This is a genomic window from Qipengyuania sp. R86523 (genome assembly GCF_044596365.1).
GTDB lineage: Bacteria > Pseudomonadota > Alphaproteobacteria > Sphingomonadales > Sphingomonadaceae > Qipengyuania > Qipengyuania citrea.
Map to the genome: position 1 here is coordinate 1,386,717 of NZ_CP138997.1, position 15,541 is coordinate 1,402,257.

At 66.2% G+C, this 15,541-nt stretch carries 14 protein-coding genes; 9 read left to right on the top strand and 5 right to left on the bottom strand.

The features are described from left to right. Positions 1-45: 45 nt before the first annotated feature. Positions 46-1,227: a CCA tRNA nucleotidyltransferase gene (locus SJY12_RS06900; protein WP_397504868.1), complete on the top strand. Its 1,182-nt coding sequence runs from the start codon at positions 46-48 to the stop codon at positions 1,225-1,227. 229 nt (positions 1,228-1,456) lie between these two features. Then, a complete protein-coding gene (locus SJY12_RS06905; protein WP_397504869.1) occupies positions 1,457-2,017 on the top strand; it encodes a hypothetical protein in 561 nt (186 codons plus the stop codon). Positions 2,018-2,142: 125 nt separating this feature from the next. Here SJY12_RS06905 and parC read toward each other — a convergent pair whose 3' ends face one another. Then, the gene (gene parC / locus SJY12_RS06910; protein ID WP_397504870.1) at positions 2,143-4,443 is read right to left on the bottom strand and encodes a DNA topoisomerase IV subunit A; all 2,301 of its coding nucleotides are present in this window, start codon (positions 4,441-4,443) and stop codon (positions 2,143-2,145) included. Between the two features lie 98 nt (positions 4,444-4,541). Here parC and SJY12_RS06915 point away from each other — a divergent pair, with 98 nt between their 5' ends. Further along, the gene (locus tag SJY12_RS06915; RefSeq protein WP_397504872.1) at positions 4,542-5,099 is read left to right on the top strand and encodes a type 1 glutamine amidotransferase domain-containing protein; all 558 of its coding nucleotides are present in this window, start codon (positions 4,542-4,544) and stop codon (positions 5,097-5,099) included. A 93-nt stretch (positions 5,100-5,192) separates the two neighbouring features. Further along, the gene (locus SJY12_RS06920) at positions 5,193-6,908 is read left to right on the top strand and encodes a mechanosensitive ion channel family protein (protein WP_397504873.1); all 1,716 of its coding nucleotides are present in this window, start codon (positions 5,193-5,195) and stop codon (positions 6,906-6,908) included. Positions 6,909-6,951: 43 nt separating this feature from the next. Here SJY12_RS06920 and SJY12_RS06925 read toward each other — a convergent pair whose 3' ends face one another. The 3 genes from SJY12_RS06925 to SJY12_RS06935 form a co-directional block, all read right to left on the bottom strand. Then, positions 6,952-7,278 (bottom strand): 2Fe-2S iron-sulfur cluster-binding protein, encoded by a 327-nt coding sequence (locus tag SJY12_RS06925; protein WP_050599834.1) that lies wholly within the window; start codon positions 7,276-7,278, stop codon positions 6,952-6,954. After that, positions 7,275-8,351, bottom strand: coding sequence for a cysteine desulfurase family protein (locus SJY12_RS06930; RefSeq protein ID WP_063505423.1), 1,077 nt, complete (start codon positions 8,349-8,351; stop codon positions 7,275-7,277). Before SJY12_RS06930 ends, SJY12_RS06925 begins: the two co-directional genes overlap by 4 nt. A gap of 98 nt (positions 8,352-8,449) precedes the next feature. Further along, positions 8,450-9,544: a cysteine desulfurase family protein gene (locus tag SJY12_RS06935; RefSeq protein ID WP_397504875.1), complete on the bottom strand. Its 1,095-nt coding sequence runs from the start codon at positions 9,542-9,544 to the stop codon at positions 8,450-8,452. 77 nt (positions 9,545-9,621) lie between these two features. Here SJY12_RS06935 and SJY12_RS06940 point away from each other — a divergent pair, with 77 nt between their 5' ends. Both SJY12_RS06940 and SJY12_RS06945 read left to right on the top strand, forming a co-directional pair. After that, positions 9,622-10,278, top strand: a complete 657-nt coding sequence (locus tag SJY12_RS06940; protein ID WP_050599836.1) for an alpha/beta hydrolase — start codon at positions 9,622-9,624, stop codon at positions 10,276-10,278. Between the two features lie 153 nt (positions 10,279-10,431). Continuing rightward, complete coding sequence (locus SJY12_RS06945) at positions 10,432-11,094, top strand: TonB family protein (protein ID WP_397504876.1); 663 nt, start codon at positions 10,432-10,434, stop codon at positions 11,092-11,094. Between the two features lie 10 nt (positions 11,095-11,104). Here SJY12_RS06945 and SJY12_RS06950 read toward each other — a convergent pair whose 3' ends face one another. Beyond that, positions 11,105-11,314, bottom strand: coding sequence for a hypothetical protein (locus SJY12_RS06950; protein WP_050599838.1), 210 nt, complete (start codon positions 11,312-11,314; stop codon positions 11,105-11,107). Positions 11,315-11,421: 107 nt separating this feature from the next. On the opposite strand from SJY12_RS06950, the gene SJY12_RS06955 reads away from it, so the two are divergent. From SJY12_RS06955 to SJY12_RS06965, 3 genes are all read left to right on the top strand, one after another. Further along, a complete protein-coding gene (locus SJY12_RS06955) occupies positions 11,422-11,799 on the top strand; it encodes a DUF3597 domain-containing protein (protein WP_230833868.1) in 378 nt (125 codons plus the stop codon). A 37-nt stretch (positions 11,800-11,836) separates the two neighbouring features. Next, complete coding sequence (locus tag SJY12_RS06960) at positions 11,837-13,690, top strand: DUF885 domain-containing protein (RefSeq protein WP_397504877.1); 1,854 nt, start codon at positions 11,837-11,839, stop codon at positions 13,688-13,690. A 73-nt stretch (positions 13,691-13,763) separates the two neighbouring features. Then, positions 13,764-15,362, top strand: coding sequence for a DUF1570 domain-containing protein (locus SJY12_RS06965; protein WP_397504878.1), 1,599 nt, complete (start codon positions 13,764-13,766; stop codon positions 15,360-15,362). Positions 15,363-15,541: the final 179 nt, after the last annotated feature.

Consider the following 15,541-nt stretch of genomic DNA (forward strand, 5'->3'; position numbering starts at 1 on the left):
GCGCACACCACGCCGCGAGCCGGCCAGCCTCGAACGGATACGTAAGTGACCACCACGCACCTGCCCCAAGCCGAATGGACCCGGCGCGACAGCCTCGCCCGGCTGGTGGCGGCGCTGGGCGCGGAGGATATCCGCTGGGTGGGCGGCTGCGTGCGCGATACGCTGCTGGGCCACGCCAGCAACGATATCGATGCCGCGACGCGCCACTTGCCCGCCGCCGTGATCGACCGCTGCAAGGCTGCCGGCATCCGCACGATCCCGACCGGGATCGACCACGGCACGGTGACCGCCATATTCGATGACGGCAATGTCGAGATCACCACGCTGAGGCGCGATGTCGAGACCGATGGCCGGCGCGCGACGATCGCCTTCAGCGGTGAATGGAAGGATGATGCCGCGCGGCGCGACTTCACCATCAATGCGCTCTACGCGCATCCCGCAACGCTGGCGATCGACGACTATTTCGGCGGGCTGGGAGATCTGGCTGCACGCCGCGTGCGCTTCATCGGCGATGCCGAAACCCGCATCCGCGAGGACCACCTGCGGATCCTGCGCTATTTCCGCTTCGCCACGCGCTTCGGTGACGACTGGGACGCCGAAGCCAGTGCCGCCTGCGCCGCGCTCGCCCCGACGCTGAAGGGGCTGAGCCGCGAACGCGTGGGGTGGGAGCTGCAGAACCTGCTGGCGCTGCCAAACCCGGCACCCACTGCGGCGCGCATGCGTGAACTGGGTATCCTGCCCGAAGTGCTGCCGGAATGCGGCGCCCGCGAGATCGACCAGCTCGTCCGGCTGATCGCAGCCGAAGATAGCGCTGGCATCCCGGCCGACCCGATGCGCCGCCTCGCCGCGCTGCTGCCGCCGATCGTTCCCGTCGCCGAAGCCGTTGCCGCCCGACTGCGCCTGTCGCGCAAGCAGCGCGACCGGCTGGTCTGCGTCGCTCGTCGCAGCGCGCAGGACGGCGCACATCCGCGCGGCCTCGCCTACCGCGTGGGCACCGACTGCGCGCTCGACCGGCTGCTGATAACGGGCGCCGATCCGGCACCCATGCTTGGCTGGCAGGCGCCCGCCTTCCCGCTCAAGGGCGGCGAGATTGTCGCGCGCGGGGTCGCCAAGGGCCCCGAGGTCGCGCGGATCCTGCAGGAGGTCGAGGCGCTGTGGGTGGAAGAACGCTTCCCGCCGCGCGCGCGGGTGGAAGAGCTGCTCGACCGGGCACTGGCGGGCAGCTGAACGCGGGCCCCGCGGCGACTTCAGCCTGGCTTAAGCTGCATTGCAGCATAAGGGCCACGCGGTTGCAAAAAAAAGCCGACCGTGAAATAGAGTCCCGGTTCCCCCGCGGGGAATTACCGATGGCGCAGGACCCCGTTCTCGCCAGCTCTTTCCAGTTTGATCGGTTCGATCGCGCGTCTCGCGTGTGGGAGAACCGCGTAATCCACAAAACAAGCCTTGGAGTTGCAGTATGAAAATCGCGAAGCTGGCCCTTGCCGCTGCCGCCCTCACCACCACCGCCGCGGTCGCCCCCGGCGTGGCCGTCGCCCAGGAAGCTGCAGCCAGCGTCGCTGCCGGCACCACCGTTTACGGCAATGACGGCGCAGAAATCGGCACGGTCGAAACCGTGGACGGCGAAACCGCCATCCTTGTGGTCAACGGCATGAAGGCCCCGGTTCCCGCTGCCGCTTTCGGCACCGGTGAAAACGGCGCGACGCTGAACGCCACCAAGGCGCAGATCGTCGGCATGCTGCAGGCTGCGCAGCAGGAAGCCATGGCCAAGCGCGACGCCGCGCTGGTTGTCGGCGCCGAAGCCGTGACTGCCAAGAACGCCCCGCTCGGCACCGTGCTCGAGATCGAAGGCGACAATGTCATCATCGCCCGCGGCGGTGACGAAGCTAACAAGATCACGCTGCTGCGCGAACATTTCGCTGCGGCCCCCGACGGCAGCCTGATGGCGCTGCTGACCAACGAACAGATCGATGCCGCCATGGCCGCATCGGCTCCGGCTGCCGAAAGCACCGGCGAATAATTCCGTAGCCCTTACCGGGTCGCAACAAGGCCGGGGACGAGCGATCGTCTCCGGCTTTTTGTTGGATGGGTCTTTTCTGCTTGCGCTAGCGGCGTCCGCCGCCAGCTTGCGGCACTCGACCAACCTCAATCGAACGTATTGCCCCGCGGGAAGCCTTGCGGCGGCATCCGCCCGGCCCCGCCGCGCGCGACCTTCCACTGCCACATCTCGCCTTCGGTGCGGGTGCGGCCTTCCTTGCCGCCCATCGTCCAGCTCAGCCCTTCGTCGAGCGTGAAGGTGATCGCGTCGGACAAGCCGCCATCGCGGTACCGTTGCAGCGTCACGCCCTGCCCGCGCGACAATTGCGGCAGTTCCTCGAGGTTGAAGACCACCAGCTTGCGATTGTCGCCGACCACGGCGACGTGATCATGCGCCGCGTCAATCACCCGCGCCACCGCCAGCCGGGCATCGCCCTTCAGATTGACCACTTGCCGGCCCTTGCGGGTTTCGGCCAGCAGGTCGTCGGTCGTCGCGCCGAAGCCCTTCCCGGTATCGGCGGCCAACAGCAGTCGCTGGCCGGGCCGGTGGACGATCACCGCGACGATCTGGGCGCTGGCATCGATATCCAGCGTGTTGCGCACCGGTTCGCCGAAACCGCGCGCGCCGGGCAGCTTGTCCGCGCCCAGCGTGAAGAACCGGCCCTTGTCGGTCGCCAGCAGCAGCTTGTCGGTGGTCTGCGCATGCAGCACATAGCCGGGGCCGTCGCCTTCCTTGTATTTGAATTCCTGGTCCAGCGGCAGGTGCCCCTTGGCGCCGCGCACCCAGCCCTTCTGCGACAGGATAACCGTGACCGGTTCCTTCTCGATCATCGCGTCCATGCTGAATTCGACTGCGGGGGCGGCTTCCTCGATCGACGTCCGGCGGCGGCCCAGCGCGGTATCGGGGCCGTATTCCTTGCGCAGGGCGCCCAGCTCGCGCTTCAGCCGCGTACGCTGGCGCGCGGGGCTGGAAAGCAGTTTCTCGAGCCCGTCCTGTTCCTTGAGCAATTCGTCCTTCTCGCCGCGCAGTTCCATCTCTTCCAGCTTGCGCAGGGACCGCAGCCGCATGTTGAGGATGGCTTCCGCCTGCCGGTCGGTGAGGCTGAACTCTTCCATCATCACCGCCTTGGGCTCATCCTCGTAACGGATGATCTCGATCACCCGGTCGAGGTTGAGAAAGGCGGTGATATAGCCTTCGACCAGTTCCAGCCGCCGCGCGATCTGGTCGAGCCGGTGCTGGCTGCGCCGCTGCAGGATGTCGATCTGGCTGCCGATCCAATTAGTCAGCAGTTCCTTCAGCCCCATCACCATCGGCGTGCGGCTGGCGTCGAGCACGTTGAGGTTGAGCCCGAACCGCGTTTCCATATCGGTCAGCTTGTAGAGGCTTTCCTTGAGCAGGTCGGGATCGACATTGCGGCTGCGCGGGACCAGCACGATGCGAATCTGCTCGTCGCTTTCGTCGCGCACATCCTCGAGGATCGGCAGCTTCCTGTCGCCAATCGCAGCGGCGATCTGCTCGATCAGCTTGCCCTTGGGTACCTGGTAGGGGATCTCGCTGATCACCAACTGCCACTGGCCACCGCCGGTGCGTTCGATACCCGCTTCGCGATCCTCGGCCTTCTCGGCTTCGGCGGCATGGAAGCGCCCGCGGACGCGGAAGCTGCCGCGCCCGGTTTCATAGGCATTGGCGACTGTAGCCGCGCTTTCGGCGACGATCCCGCCGGTGGCGAAATCGGGGCCCTTGAACAGTTCCATCAGCCGCGCGTGTTCGACATGCGGATTGTCGATCACCTCGAGCGTGGCATCGACGATCTCGGCCACGTTGTGGCTCGGGATATTGGTCGCCATGCCCACTGCGATGCCGCTGGCACCATTGGCCAGCAGGTTGGGGAACAGGCCGGGCATGATCTCCGGCTCTTCTTCCTCGTTGTTGTAGGTCGGGATGAAATCGACCGTGCCCGCGTCGAGGCCTTCCATCAGCCGCATCGCGGTCTTCGTCAGGCGCGCTTCGGTATAGCGGTAGGCAGCGGCGTTATCGCCGTCGATATTACCGAAATTGCCCTGCCCTTCGACCAGCGGATACCGCAGCGAGAAATCCTGCGCGAGGCGGACCATCGCGTCATAGGCCGCGGTGTCGCCATGCGGGTGGTACTTGCCGATCACCTCGCCCACCACGCGCGCCGATTTCTTGAAGCCGCTGGAGGGATCGAGCTTGAGCTGGCGCATGGTCCACAGCAGCCGGCGGTGGACCGGCTTCAGCCCGTCGCGCAAGTCGGGCAGCGACCGGGCAGTGATGGTGGAGAGCGCATAGACGAGATAGCGTTCCGAAAGCGCACTGTCGAAGGGCGCATCGACGATCGCGTCGAAGGGGTCTTTCTCGCTGTCGAGAGTGGTGTCGTTGGCGGCCATGCGATCTGCCCTATCACCGCCACGGCCCGCCTAGAAGCACGGAACGGTGCGCTTTCCCCACGCGTTGCATGGGCAACACCAAATCACGGAGTTTACCTATGACAAAGCGCGTAATGATCCTCGCCACCGATGGCTTCGAACAGTCGGAACTGATGAAGCCGAAAGCCAATCTCGAGAAGGCCGGTATCGAAACCGAGGTCGTCAGCCTCGAGGAAGGTTCGATCCGCGGCTGGGACGACAAGGACTGGGGCGAAAGCGTCGCGGTCGACAAGACGGTCGACAATGTCGCCAATTGCGAAGGCTATGACGCGCTGCTGCTCCCCGGTGGCCAGATCAACCCCGACATCCTGCGGATGAACGAACGCGCCGTGGCAATCGTGCGCGAGTTCGCGATGGCCGATAAGCCGATCGCCGCGATCTGCCATGCGCCCTGGCTGCTGGCCGAAGCCGATGTGGTGAAGGGCAAGACCGTCACCAGCTGGCCTTCGATCCGCACCGACCTCACGAATGCCGGTGCCAATGTGGTCGACCAGGAAGTTGCGCAGGACGGCAAGCTCATCACCAGCCGCAACCCCGGCGACATTCCCGCCTTCAGCAAGGCACTGATCGAGATGCTGGGCGAAAGCGTCGCCGACGAGCAGCTCCAAGCCGCCTAAAACCATCCGATATCAACAGCATGGCCCCGCTGCGTTCGCGCAGCGGGGTTTTGTTTGCCGGGACCGATCGCGCGCGTGATGCATTGGGGCCGCATGGGGAAACATCACATCAGCTTCACTCGCGCCCTCGTCACGCTGATCTGCGCGCTGTTTGCCGTCCAGGCCGCCGCGCAGTCGGGTCGCACGGTCGCGTCCGATTCCGAACCCTTCGTCTACCAGGTCGAGCAGCTGCAGAACGCGGCCGGGTCCGCACAGACCCCGCTCGATCTCGATACGCCGATGGGGCTGATGGAAAGCTTCATGCGCGCGGGCGAGAAGGAAGACTGGGCCCGCGCGGGCGCGGCGCTGGACCTGGCCAATGTCGACCCGGCAGAGCGGCAGCCCGAACAGCTGACCGCGCAGCTTTACGACCTGATGCACCGCTCGGTCGCGTTCGACTGGGCCACCCTGCCCGACCGCCCCGATGCAGTCGACACCACCACGACTTCGAAGGACCCGATGTCCGGGGTCGCGCGGCGTTCGCTCACCATCGGCCAGCTGGAACTGTCCAACCGCACGGTCCCGATCCGGCTGGCGCGTGTGCAGGCCCCGGGCGGCGAACCGGTGTGGGTGTTCAGCCGCCAGACGGTGGAGAATGTTCCCGCGCTCTATGCGGTCTACGGCCCCAGCAAGTTCGAGAAGAGCCTGCCGCCGGCGCTGCGCGAGCAGGCGTTCTGGACGCTCGCCTGGTGGGAAGTGATTGCGCTGCCGCTGATCCTGTTCGCGGGCGCGCTGGCTGCTGCGCTGACCTATCTCGCGATCAGCCGGCTGCGCCGCCGGCAGGACGAGGATTCCAAGCTCTACGGCGTGCTCCAAGCGATCCACCTGCCCGCGACCCTGCTGGCCTTCGCGGGGACTTTCGCGCTAGTCCGCCTCTCCTTCTTCCGCCTGTCGGGGCCGGTGAAGGACCTGCTCGACCCGCTGCAGCTGGTGCTGATCATCGCCGCGATCATCGGGATCGCGCTGTCGGTTATCGAAGCGCTGTTCGATTTCGCCACTTCGCAGCGTACCGACGAACTCGAAGCGCCGGACAACAACGCCGATCGCAATTTCTACACCAAGATGAGCGCGATCCGCCGCATCATCACGGTGATGATTCTGCTGGCGGGGATCGGCTTCCTGCTGGTCGCGAGCAATCTGTCGAGCACGCTGGGCTTTTCCATCATGGCATCGGCGGGCATCCTGGGCCTCGTGCTGGCCTTTGCCGCGCGCAAGGTGCTGGGCGACATCATGGCCAGCGTCCAGATCGCCTTTGCCCAGACCGCCCGCATCGGCGATGCAATCCGTTATGACGGGCAATGGTGCTATGTCGAGAAGATCGGTTTCACCCACCTGCGCCTGCGCACCTGGGACGAACGCCGCCTGATCGCACCGGTCAGCGATTTCACCAATGACAGCTTCGAAAACTGGACCAAGGAAGACGCCAGCCTGATGATGCATGTCGAACTCGAACTCGACAACCGGGCCGATGTCGACGCCTTGCGCCAGCCGTTTCGCGACTTCGTGGAGAATGACGAGGACGTGGTCGATCCGGGCGATGCCCAGTGCGAAGTCGTGGCGCAGAATGCGCGCGCAATGACGGTGCGCTTCATGGCCCGCGCGGCCGATCCGAAGTGCGGCTGGGCGATGCACTGCCGCCTGCGCGAACGGATGTTGCAGGTGGCCTCCGAACTCGATGCAGGGGCGGACCGCGAACCGGCCCCCGCCTATTTCCCGCGCGAACGCGAAGTGCGGATGGACCTGACGCGCGCAGAGGAAGCACAGGGGTAGGACGCCCTGCGCAAGGAGGCGCAGGCCCAAGCGTGCGCTTGGGTTAGCGGCTCATGTCGTAGCTTTCGGCAGGTAGCCGCACTTTCAGGCCATCGAGGTCGGGCGCGAGATCGATCTGGCACGACAGCCGGCTGGTCCGCGCAACGCCCGCTGCCAGGTCGAGCATGTCCTCTTCTTCCTCGCTGGCCGCGTCCAGCCGCGCGAACCATTCGTCCGCAACGATCACATGGCAGGTCGAACAGGCCATCTGGCCTTCGCAGGTCCCTTCCAGTGGCAGGCCTGCCGCCTGCGCAACGCGCAGCAGATTGTCGCCCGGCTGCGCCTCGGCTGTCACCGTTTCGCCGCGGGCGGTTTCGAACTCGACCTTCACAGTCCCTGCTCCTTTGCCGCGGCGTTGATCTTGCCGGCCGCTTCCTCGATCTCTTCCATGGTGGTGTAGCGCCCGAAGCCGAGCCGGATCGACGACTTGGCCTGCGCCTTCGAACAGCCGATCGCCTCGAGCACATGGCTGGTGCGGCCCGATCCGCTGGCACAGGCGGACCCGGCGGAAAACATCACGTCGCGCACGTCGCTCATCAGCCGGTTCACATCGAGCCCGTCGCGGCGGATGTTGAGATTGCCGTGCCAGCGCGCGTCCTCGCTGCCGTTGAACTCCCAGCCGTCGAACAGTTCGCACGCGCGGTGCCACAGTGCCTCGACATGGTCGGCATCCTGCGCCATCCGGTCGCGCGCCTCGGCGGCGGCAGCGCCCATACCGGCGACCAGCGCGGGGGACACCGTGCCCGAACGCAGCCCGAATTCCTGACCGCCCCCGGTCTGGACTTCGTGCAGGTCGACCCCGTCGCGCACCCACAGCGCGCCAACCCCCTTGGGGCCGTGGAACTTGTGCGCCGAAACCGCGATCATGTCGGCGCCGGTCACTTCGATCTTGCCATAGGCCTGCACCGCATCACAGAAATACAGCGCGTTGTTCTCCTTCGCCTTGCGGTGCCATTCGACCGTTGGCTGGATGGTCCCGATCTCGTTGTTGACCTGCATCAGGCAGACCAGCCGCGTATCTGCGGGCAGGTCCTGCCGGGTGTTGCACTGCCCGTCCCTGGCAACATTGAGGACATGGCAGGCCCCGGCATCGCGCGCGGTGTCGAGCACCGCGGCGTGTTCGATCGCCGACACCGATACCGTGCCTTGCGTTCCGCTGCCGCGGATTGCCAGGTTGATCGCCTCGGTCGCGCCGCTGGTGAAGATTACCTTCCCGCCCGCGGGGAACAGCGCGGCAACCTGGTCGCGCGCCATTTCGACCGCGGCCTTGGCCTGCCGTCCCATGCGATGCGGGCTGTGCGGATTGCCGAAACCGGTCCCGCCCGGCCCGTCCAGCCAGCGCATCATCGCGTCGCGCGCTTCGGGCGCAAGCGGGGTGGTGGCCTGGTAATCGAGGTAGATCATTGCGGTCTCATACAGTGATTGCGGACAAAGCGAAGCGAGCCCGGATGTCCTTGCGCAGGCCCCGCCGGGCCTGCGTTTCGCTGCAGGGACGGCCCGGGCTAGGCATCTGCCAGTTCAAGCCAGACCGCACAAAAGCGTTCCACCTCGGCGCGGGTGGTGTTCCAGCCGAAGGACACGCGGATGGTGTTGGCGGCGATCGCCGGATCGAGCGCCATCGCCTCGAGCACGCGGCTGGTCTTCATCGTCCCGCTCGAACAGGCCGATCCCTGGCTGACCGCGATGCCCGCCATGTCGAACCGCATGACCTGCGCAGTGGCGCTCATCGCGGGCATGGCAATCGCGCGGACGTAGCGGGTCGGATCCGCCAGCCGATCGGACAGCCATGTCCCGCCGATGCGGCGGCATTCTCCTGCCAGCGCATCGAGCGGTTCGAGCACGTCGGGTGCGAGATAGCGATCGGCGCAGGCTTCGAGCACGGCAGCCATGCCCAGCGCGGCAGGCATGTTCTCGGTCCCGCGCCGGTAGCCGCGTTCCTGCCCGCCCGAGGGTTCGAGCATGGCATAATCCTTCACCAGCAGTGCCCCGCTGCCGATCGGCCCGCCGAACTTGTGCGCCGAGACGATCGCCATGTCGCACGGCGGCAGATCGAACTTGCCCGCGCTTTGCGCGCAATCGGCCAGCAGCAGACCGCCCTCGCTATGGGTGATCGCGGCGATGGCAGCGAGGTCCTGACGGTTGCCGGTTTCCGAATTGACGTGCTGGGCCGCCACCAGCGGTCGTTCGCGCCGCACCGCTTCGGCGAGGTTTTCGTGGTCGACCGCGCCGTGGCCCAGGACGGGCAATTGCTCCGCCTGCGGTGCGGCCTGGAGGATGCAATCGTGTTCGACCGTGCTGACGAGCCGCGCGCCCGCCTTGGCATGGCCCAGCGCCAGCGCTGCCGCCTCGCTTGCGCCCGAAGTGAAGATGACCTCGCCGTCCCAGCCCAGCGAATTCTGCACGCGCTCGCGCGCATCTTCCAGCAAGCGGCGTGCCTTGCGCCCTTCGGCGTGCGGGCTCGAGGGATTGGCCCAGTGCGCCAGCCCCTCCTCCATCGCCGCATGCGCCGCGGGGTGCAGCGGGGTGGTGGCGGCGTGATCGAGATAGATGCGGTTCGCGATGGTACGTGCTCGAAATGATTGCGATTTGATGGACAAACCCTATATAGCGCGCGACCTCGCGCAAAGCCTTATCCGGCGCAAGCGCTTCGACATTTGCTTAGGGTACACCTCCCATGCCGACCGTGATCTTTCCCGGCCCCGAAGGCCGCCTCGAAGGCCGTTTCTCTCCCGCCCCGCGCCCGCGCGCTCCGGTGGCGATGATCCTGCACCCGCACCCGCAGGGCGGCGGGACGATGAACGAACAGATCACGCAGCGTCTGTACAAGACCTTCGTCAACCGCGGCTTCGCCACGCTGCGCTTCAACTTTCGCGGCGTCGGGCGCAGCCAGGGCAGCTTCGACAATGGCGTGGGCGAACTGTCCGATGCGGCAAGCGCGCTCGACTGGGTCCAGCAGGTTCACCCCGAAGCACAGGTCACCTGGGTTGCCGGGGTCAGCTTCGGCGCGCTGATCGGCATGCAACTGCTGATGCGGCGCCCCGAAATTCGCGGCTGGCTGTCGATCGGCGCACCGGCGAGCATGTACGACTTCTCCTTCCTCGCGCCCTGCCCCGCGAGCGGCATCTTCGTTCACGGCGCGCAGGACACGGTCGTGCAGCCGCAGGCGGTCACCAAGCTGGTCGAGAAACTGCGCACGCAGAAGCACATCACCGTGCATCACGAAGAAATCCCGCGCGCAAACCACTTCTTCGAAAACGAGCAGGAAGAGTTGATGAAGTCGGTCGACAACTACCTCGACTTCCGCCTCGATCCGAGCTGCCCGATCAAGTGATCCCGGCGGCCTCGAGACGGGCCGCACCCTGCCTTCGAAACGGCTAAGGTTGCGTAATGCAACGCGAAACCGCTTGGCGCACGGTCGTTATGTTGTAACATTCTCTTCATGAGAAGGCGGTCAAGCCTTCCGCAATGGAAGAGGAGCAACATCATGTCCTATGTCGACCACAGCCACCGGCCCTCGCCTGCCAGCATGGCCGCGGTGATCGGGCTTCATGCCGCGATCGGCGCGATCCTCGTCGCGGGACTGACGGTTACCGGCACGGTGCCCGATATCGTCACCAGGATCGGGGCGACCAACATTCCGGTCGCGCCGCCGCCCCCGAAACCGCCCGAGCCGGCCGAGCCAAGGCCCGCGCAGCCGACCGATACCGTGATCCATGCGCCCAAGCCCGCGCGCGATCTGGTGATTGCCGAGCCGCGCTTCGAAACCGCCCCGCTGATCATCCCCCCGCTGCCGAGCCCGCGCCAGGGCCTCGGGCTCGACTTGCCCAAACCCGGCGCGGTGCCCGGCTTCGATCCCGTCGCCGCCAAGCCGCGCAACGATCCTGCCGCCTGGCTTTCGGCTGCCGATTATCGCCCCGCATGGATGCGGCGCGAAATGACCGGGCTGGCGCGCTTCAGGCTGGAGATTGCCGCGAACGGGCGCGTGACCGGATGCACCGTGACCGGGTCCACCGGTCATGCGCAACTCGATACGGCGACCTGCCAGTTGGTGGCAAAGCGCGCCCGGTTCGAACCCGCGCGCGGTGCCGGCGGCGAGGCAGTCGCCGGCCGTTACGACGGCGCGGTCCTGTGGCAGCTGCCCGAATAGCCGCGACTGTTTAGCGGGAGCCCTGCTCGAGCTTGTCGAGCGGGGCGTCGCCTCCCGCGTCGGGCAGCACCCAGATCGCCACATTCGCCAGCGCGACCACGGCGAGGAGCACCATCAGCAGCGCGTTCCTCGTTGCCCCCGTCCGCCGCCACAGGAAGATCGCGCCGATCACCAGCAGGATGGCAGCGAGGACGGTAATCGAGAGGACGGCATCGAGCATGGCGGTTCCATACCCCGCCCCCACTCTACTGCAAGCCGCCACTGCACGCCGTCACCGCGGAACAGGCCGGGGACTGGCCCGTTCGCAATAGCAAAGGAGACGGCACGATGAGCATTTTCGGCAGGATCAAGGACGCGATTTTCGGCAGCGATGCCGAGGCGCAGGAAACGCCCCGGCCCAAGCCGACCGGAAATGCCTGGGCCGACGCGCCGGTGGTCGAGCCGAAGGCCCGCCCGATGGTCGATATCGAGAGCAATCTCGACAACATGCCCGGGGCCGACCGCCTCAACTGGCGCACGTCGATCGTCGACCTGATGAAACTGATCGGGGTGGATTCCGATTACGAGAGCCGCAAGGCGCTGGCCGGCGAGCTGGGCCGCGTGGATTACACCGGCAGCGCCGAAGACAATGTCTGGCTGCACCGCCGCGTGATGAACGAACTCGGCGCCAATGGCGGCCAGGTACCTGCCGAATTCCGCGATTGATTTGACAGGCTTGCGCGCGGGCAGCACACCTTCGCGCATGACCCAGACCAGCCTTTCCATCACCCGTCGCCAGGCCCTCGCAGGGCTTGGCGCCACTTCCGCCCTGGCGCTTTCCGGATGCGCCGCCAGCGCGCGTCCCGAAGCGATTGCGCAGGCGCGCGTCATCGGGGCGCAGCGCCTGCTCGAAGTCGTGGGGTACAACCTGCTCGAACACGAACCCGAGCGGGCGACCGCACTGGGCGTCGACACGGGCCGCCATGCCTATCTGCGCGGCCGGCTCGAAGACCAGTCGCCCGCCGGCCAGCAGGCCTATGCCGCAACCCTGCGGCAGGACCTCGCGCATGTCCGCTCCTTCCCGCGCGAGGGGCTAGACAGCGAAACCCTGACCAGCCTCGACGTGGTCGAAAGCGCCTATGATCTCGCGCTCGACGGCTTTGCCCTGCCCTATGGCGATACGCCCGTCGGCAACTGGCGCACCGCGCCCTATGTCGTGATCCAGAACGTCGGCGAATATCTGGCGCTGCCGCGCTTCATGCAGTCGAACCACAAGGTCGAGAACGGCGACGATGCCGACGCCTATATCGAACGGATGGAGGCGATGCCCGCCACCTTCGACGGCGAACTGGCGCGCATCAGCGCGGCGCGCGCCATGGGCGTAGTGCCGCCTGCCTTCCTGCTCGACAAGGCGATCGGGCAGATGCAGCAGACCATCGCCAGCGCGGGCAAGGGCGAACTGTTCGCCGCCGATCTGCGCAGCAAGCTGCAGGCCGCGGGCATGCCCGAAAGCCACGCCAATCGCGCGGCGATCCTCGAAGCCGGACCGATTGCCGAAGCGCTGACGCGGCAGCTCGAGGAATTGCGCGCCGAACGCGCGGTCGCCAGCGATGCGCCGGGCATGTCCGCGCGTCCGCGCGGCGACGAATTTTACGCCTGGGCCCTGCGTTCGAGCACCACCACGCGGCTGACGCCCGACGAGGTGCACGAGCAGGGGCTGGACGAACTCGCCGCGCTCCACGCGCGCATGGACCCGATCCTGCGCAGCATCGGCTATACCAGCGGTTCGGTGGGCGAGCGCATGCAGGCGCTGTCGCAGGATCCACGTTACAAGTTCGCCGAGGGCGATCCGGGCCGCACCGAGATCATGGATTTCATCGCCGAGCGGGTCGAGTGGATCAAGGCGCAGATGCCGCGCGCCTTCAACACGCTGGTCGATCCGAACATGGAAGTGCGCCGCATCCCGCCGGCCGAAGAAGTCGGCGCGCCGGGCGCCTATGGCGGCGCGGGCAGCAAGGACGGCAGCATCCCCGGGCGGTTCTGGATCAATTTGCGCACCACCGATCTGCACCGCAAATACGACCTCGCCGATCTCACCTATCACGAGACAATCCCGGGCCACGTCTGGGAAGGCGAATACTCCAACCGGCTGCCGCTGATCCGCTCGATTCTCGCCTTCAACCCGTTCAGCGAAGGCTGGGCGCTCTATGGCGAGCAGATCGCCGACGAACTGGGCGCCTATGACGGGTTCGAGGTCGGCCGGCTGGGCTATCTGCAAAGCCTCGCCTTCCGCGCCTGCCGCATGGTGGTGGACACCGGGCTGCACGCCAAGGGCTGGAGCCGCGCGAAGGCGGTCGATTTCTTCGTCACGCGCAATGGCAGCAAGCCCGCGGAGGTCGAGAGCGAGGTCGATCGCTATTGCAGCTGGCCGGGGCAGGCGACCGGCTACAAGCTGGGACACAGCCGTATCGTCGACCAGCGCGCACGGGCGCAGCGCGAACTGGGCCAGGCCTATGAATTCAAGGCGTTCAACGACGCGGTCGTGCTCGGCGGCAACGTACCGATGGATGTGCTCGAAAAGAACGTCGACCGCTATATCGCGGCAGCACGCAGCTGACGCATTTGTCATGGAAATGCGGCCCCCTGCCGCTAGGCTAACGGCAGCAACAACACGACAGGGGGTCGCAACCATGTTCAGACTTGTCGCTGCCATCGCAGCGCTATCTTTCGCCATGCCTGCACAGGCCGACTGGCATGTCGCCGAATCGGATCATTTTGTTATCTATGCCGATGATCGCTGGCAGGACTTGCAGGAATTCGCGGAAGCGCTGGAGCGCTATCATGCGGCGCTCAACGTGCTTCAGATGCGCGAGAACACGGTCCCCAGCCCGTCCAACCGGCTGACCATTTTCGTCGTCGGCAGCGAGGGCAGAATCCGCAAGCTGGCCAGCGACAAATCGAACAATGTGGCGGGCTTCTATATTCCGCGCGCGGGATCTTCGCGTGCGTTCGTGCCCAGGATCAGCATGCGTGGGCGCGAGACCGACATCTCGGTCACCATCCTGCTACACGAATACGCGCATCACTATCTCATGTCGCGCACATCGAGCGCACTGCCGCGCTGGGTCAATGAAGGGGCAGCGGAATTCTATGCCTCGGCAAAATTCGATAACGATGGCGGGATCGCGATCGGTCGCCCAGCCTATCACCGCGCTGCAGAACTCTACCTTGCCAACGACGTCAGCGTTCACGAGCTGATCGATCCCGAACTGTATGCGAAAAACAAAAGCCGCCGCTTCGACGCCTACTATGGCCGCGCATGGGCGCTGTTTCACTACCTCTATTTTGCCAAGGATCGTGCCGGGCAAATGACCGAATACCTCCGTCTGATAATGGCGGGCTCCGAACAGACCGAGGCGGCAGTGGCGGCGTTCGGCGATCTGGATGCGCTGCAGAAGGATCTGGATCGCTATATCGCTCAGCGGCGGATGAAGGTGTACACATTGCCGGCCCATATGCTGCCGACCAATCCGGTGACGGTCCGCCGCCTGTCGGATGGCGAGGCCGAAATGATGCCGCTACGTATCCGTTCGCAGCGTGGTGTCGGCCGTGAAGAGGCGCTCGAACTGCTCCCCGATGTGCGCGAGGTTGCGGCGGACTATCCGCGAGACGCGGGTGTGCTGGCGGCCTTGGCGGAAGCCGAATACGACGCGGGCAATCTTGATGCCGCCATCGCAGCGGCCGATGCGGCGATCGCGATCGATCCGGCGCGCAAGAACGCTTATGTCCAGAAGGGCTACGCATTGTTCGCCCAGGCCGCGGACGCCGAGGACGAAACTGCGGCCTACAAGCAAGCGATGAAGCCCTTCACGGCGCTCAACCGACTGGAGAATGACCACCCGCTACCGCTGATCCATTACTATCGCAGCTTCGCCGAGCGCGGAGAGGAGCCCAGCGAGACCGCCAGGCACGCGCTCGACCGCGCGGCGCAGCTTGCGCCGTTCGATCACGGCCTCGCAGTCAATGCGGCGCTGATGCATGCGAAGATCGGCAATATCGCGGCCGCGCGCCAGTATCTCACACCGGTCGCAGCCAACCCGCATGGTGGCAGCGCTGCTCGGCAGGCGCAGGTGCTGCTCGACCAGCTGGAGAACGCCGAAGAAGGCACGCCGTGGCGGCGGCGGCCGATTGTCGATCTGACCCGGGCCCTGAGCTCCACCGCCAGGTCCGTGGCCGAGAAGGAAGCGCAGCAGGCAGAGGATGGCGACGAGGCGGATCGGCCAGAGTAATGCGCCGGCGGAGGCGTTCGCACGGCATCCGCGCCAAGCTGCACTGAGCAAGGCACCAACCCGCCCAGGCGCTCGCGTTCTTGCGCGCGCCTGCGCCGCCGCAAATTAAAGCCCCCGGTCCGCGTCGCCGCGGCCGGGGGTCTCCTCTCCAACTCGTTCACCCCCAAGCGGGGTGTATC

Coding starts and splice junctions, on each gene's coding strand:
- SJY12_RS06905 (WP_397504869.1), top strand. CDS start 1,457: ATGAAAATCGCGAAGCTGGCCCTTGCCGCTGCCGCCCTCACCACCACC.
- parC (WP_397504870.1), bottom strand. CDS start 4,443: ATGGCCGCCAACGACACCACTCTCGACAGCGAGAAAGACCCCTTCGAC.
- SJY12_RS06915 (WP_397504872.1), top strand. CDS start 4,542: ATGACAAAGCGCGTAATGATCCTCGCCACCGATGGCTTCGAACAGTCG.
- SJY12_RS06920 (WP_397504873.1), top strand. CDS start 5,193: ATGGGGAAACATCACATCAGCTTCACTCGCGCCCTCGTCACGCTGATC.
- SJY12_RS06930 (WP_063505423.1), bottom strand. CDS start 8,351: ATGATCTACCTCGATTACCAGGCCACCACCCCGCTTGCGCCCGAAGCG.
- SJY12_RS06940 (WP_050599836.1), top strand. CDS start 9,622: ATGCCGACCGTGATCTTTCCCGGCCCCGAAGGCCGCCTCGAAGGCCGT.
- SJY12_RS06945 (WP_397504876.1), top strand. CDS start 10,432: ATGTCCTATGTCGACCACAGCCACCGGCCCTCGCCTGCCAGCATGGCC.
- SJY12_RS06950 (WP_050599838.1), bottom strand. CDS start 11,314: ATGCTCGATGCCGTCCTCTCGATTACCGTCCTCGCTGCCATCCTGCTG.
- SJY12_RS06955 (WP_230833868.1), top strand. CDS start 11,422: ATGAGCATTTTCGGCAGGATCAAGGACGCGATTTTCGGCAGCGATGCC.
- SJY12_RS06960 (WP_397504877.1), top strand. CDS start 11,837: ATGACCCAGACCAGCCTTTCCATCACCCGTCGCCAGGCCCTCGCAGGG.
- SJY12_RS06965 (WP_397504878.1), top strand. CDS start 13,764: ATGTTCAGACTTGTCGCTGCCATCGCAGCGCTATCTTTCGCCATGCCT.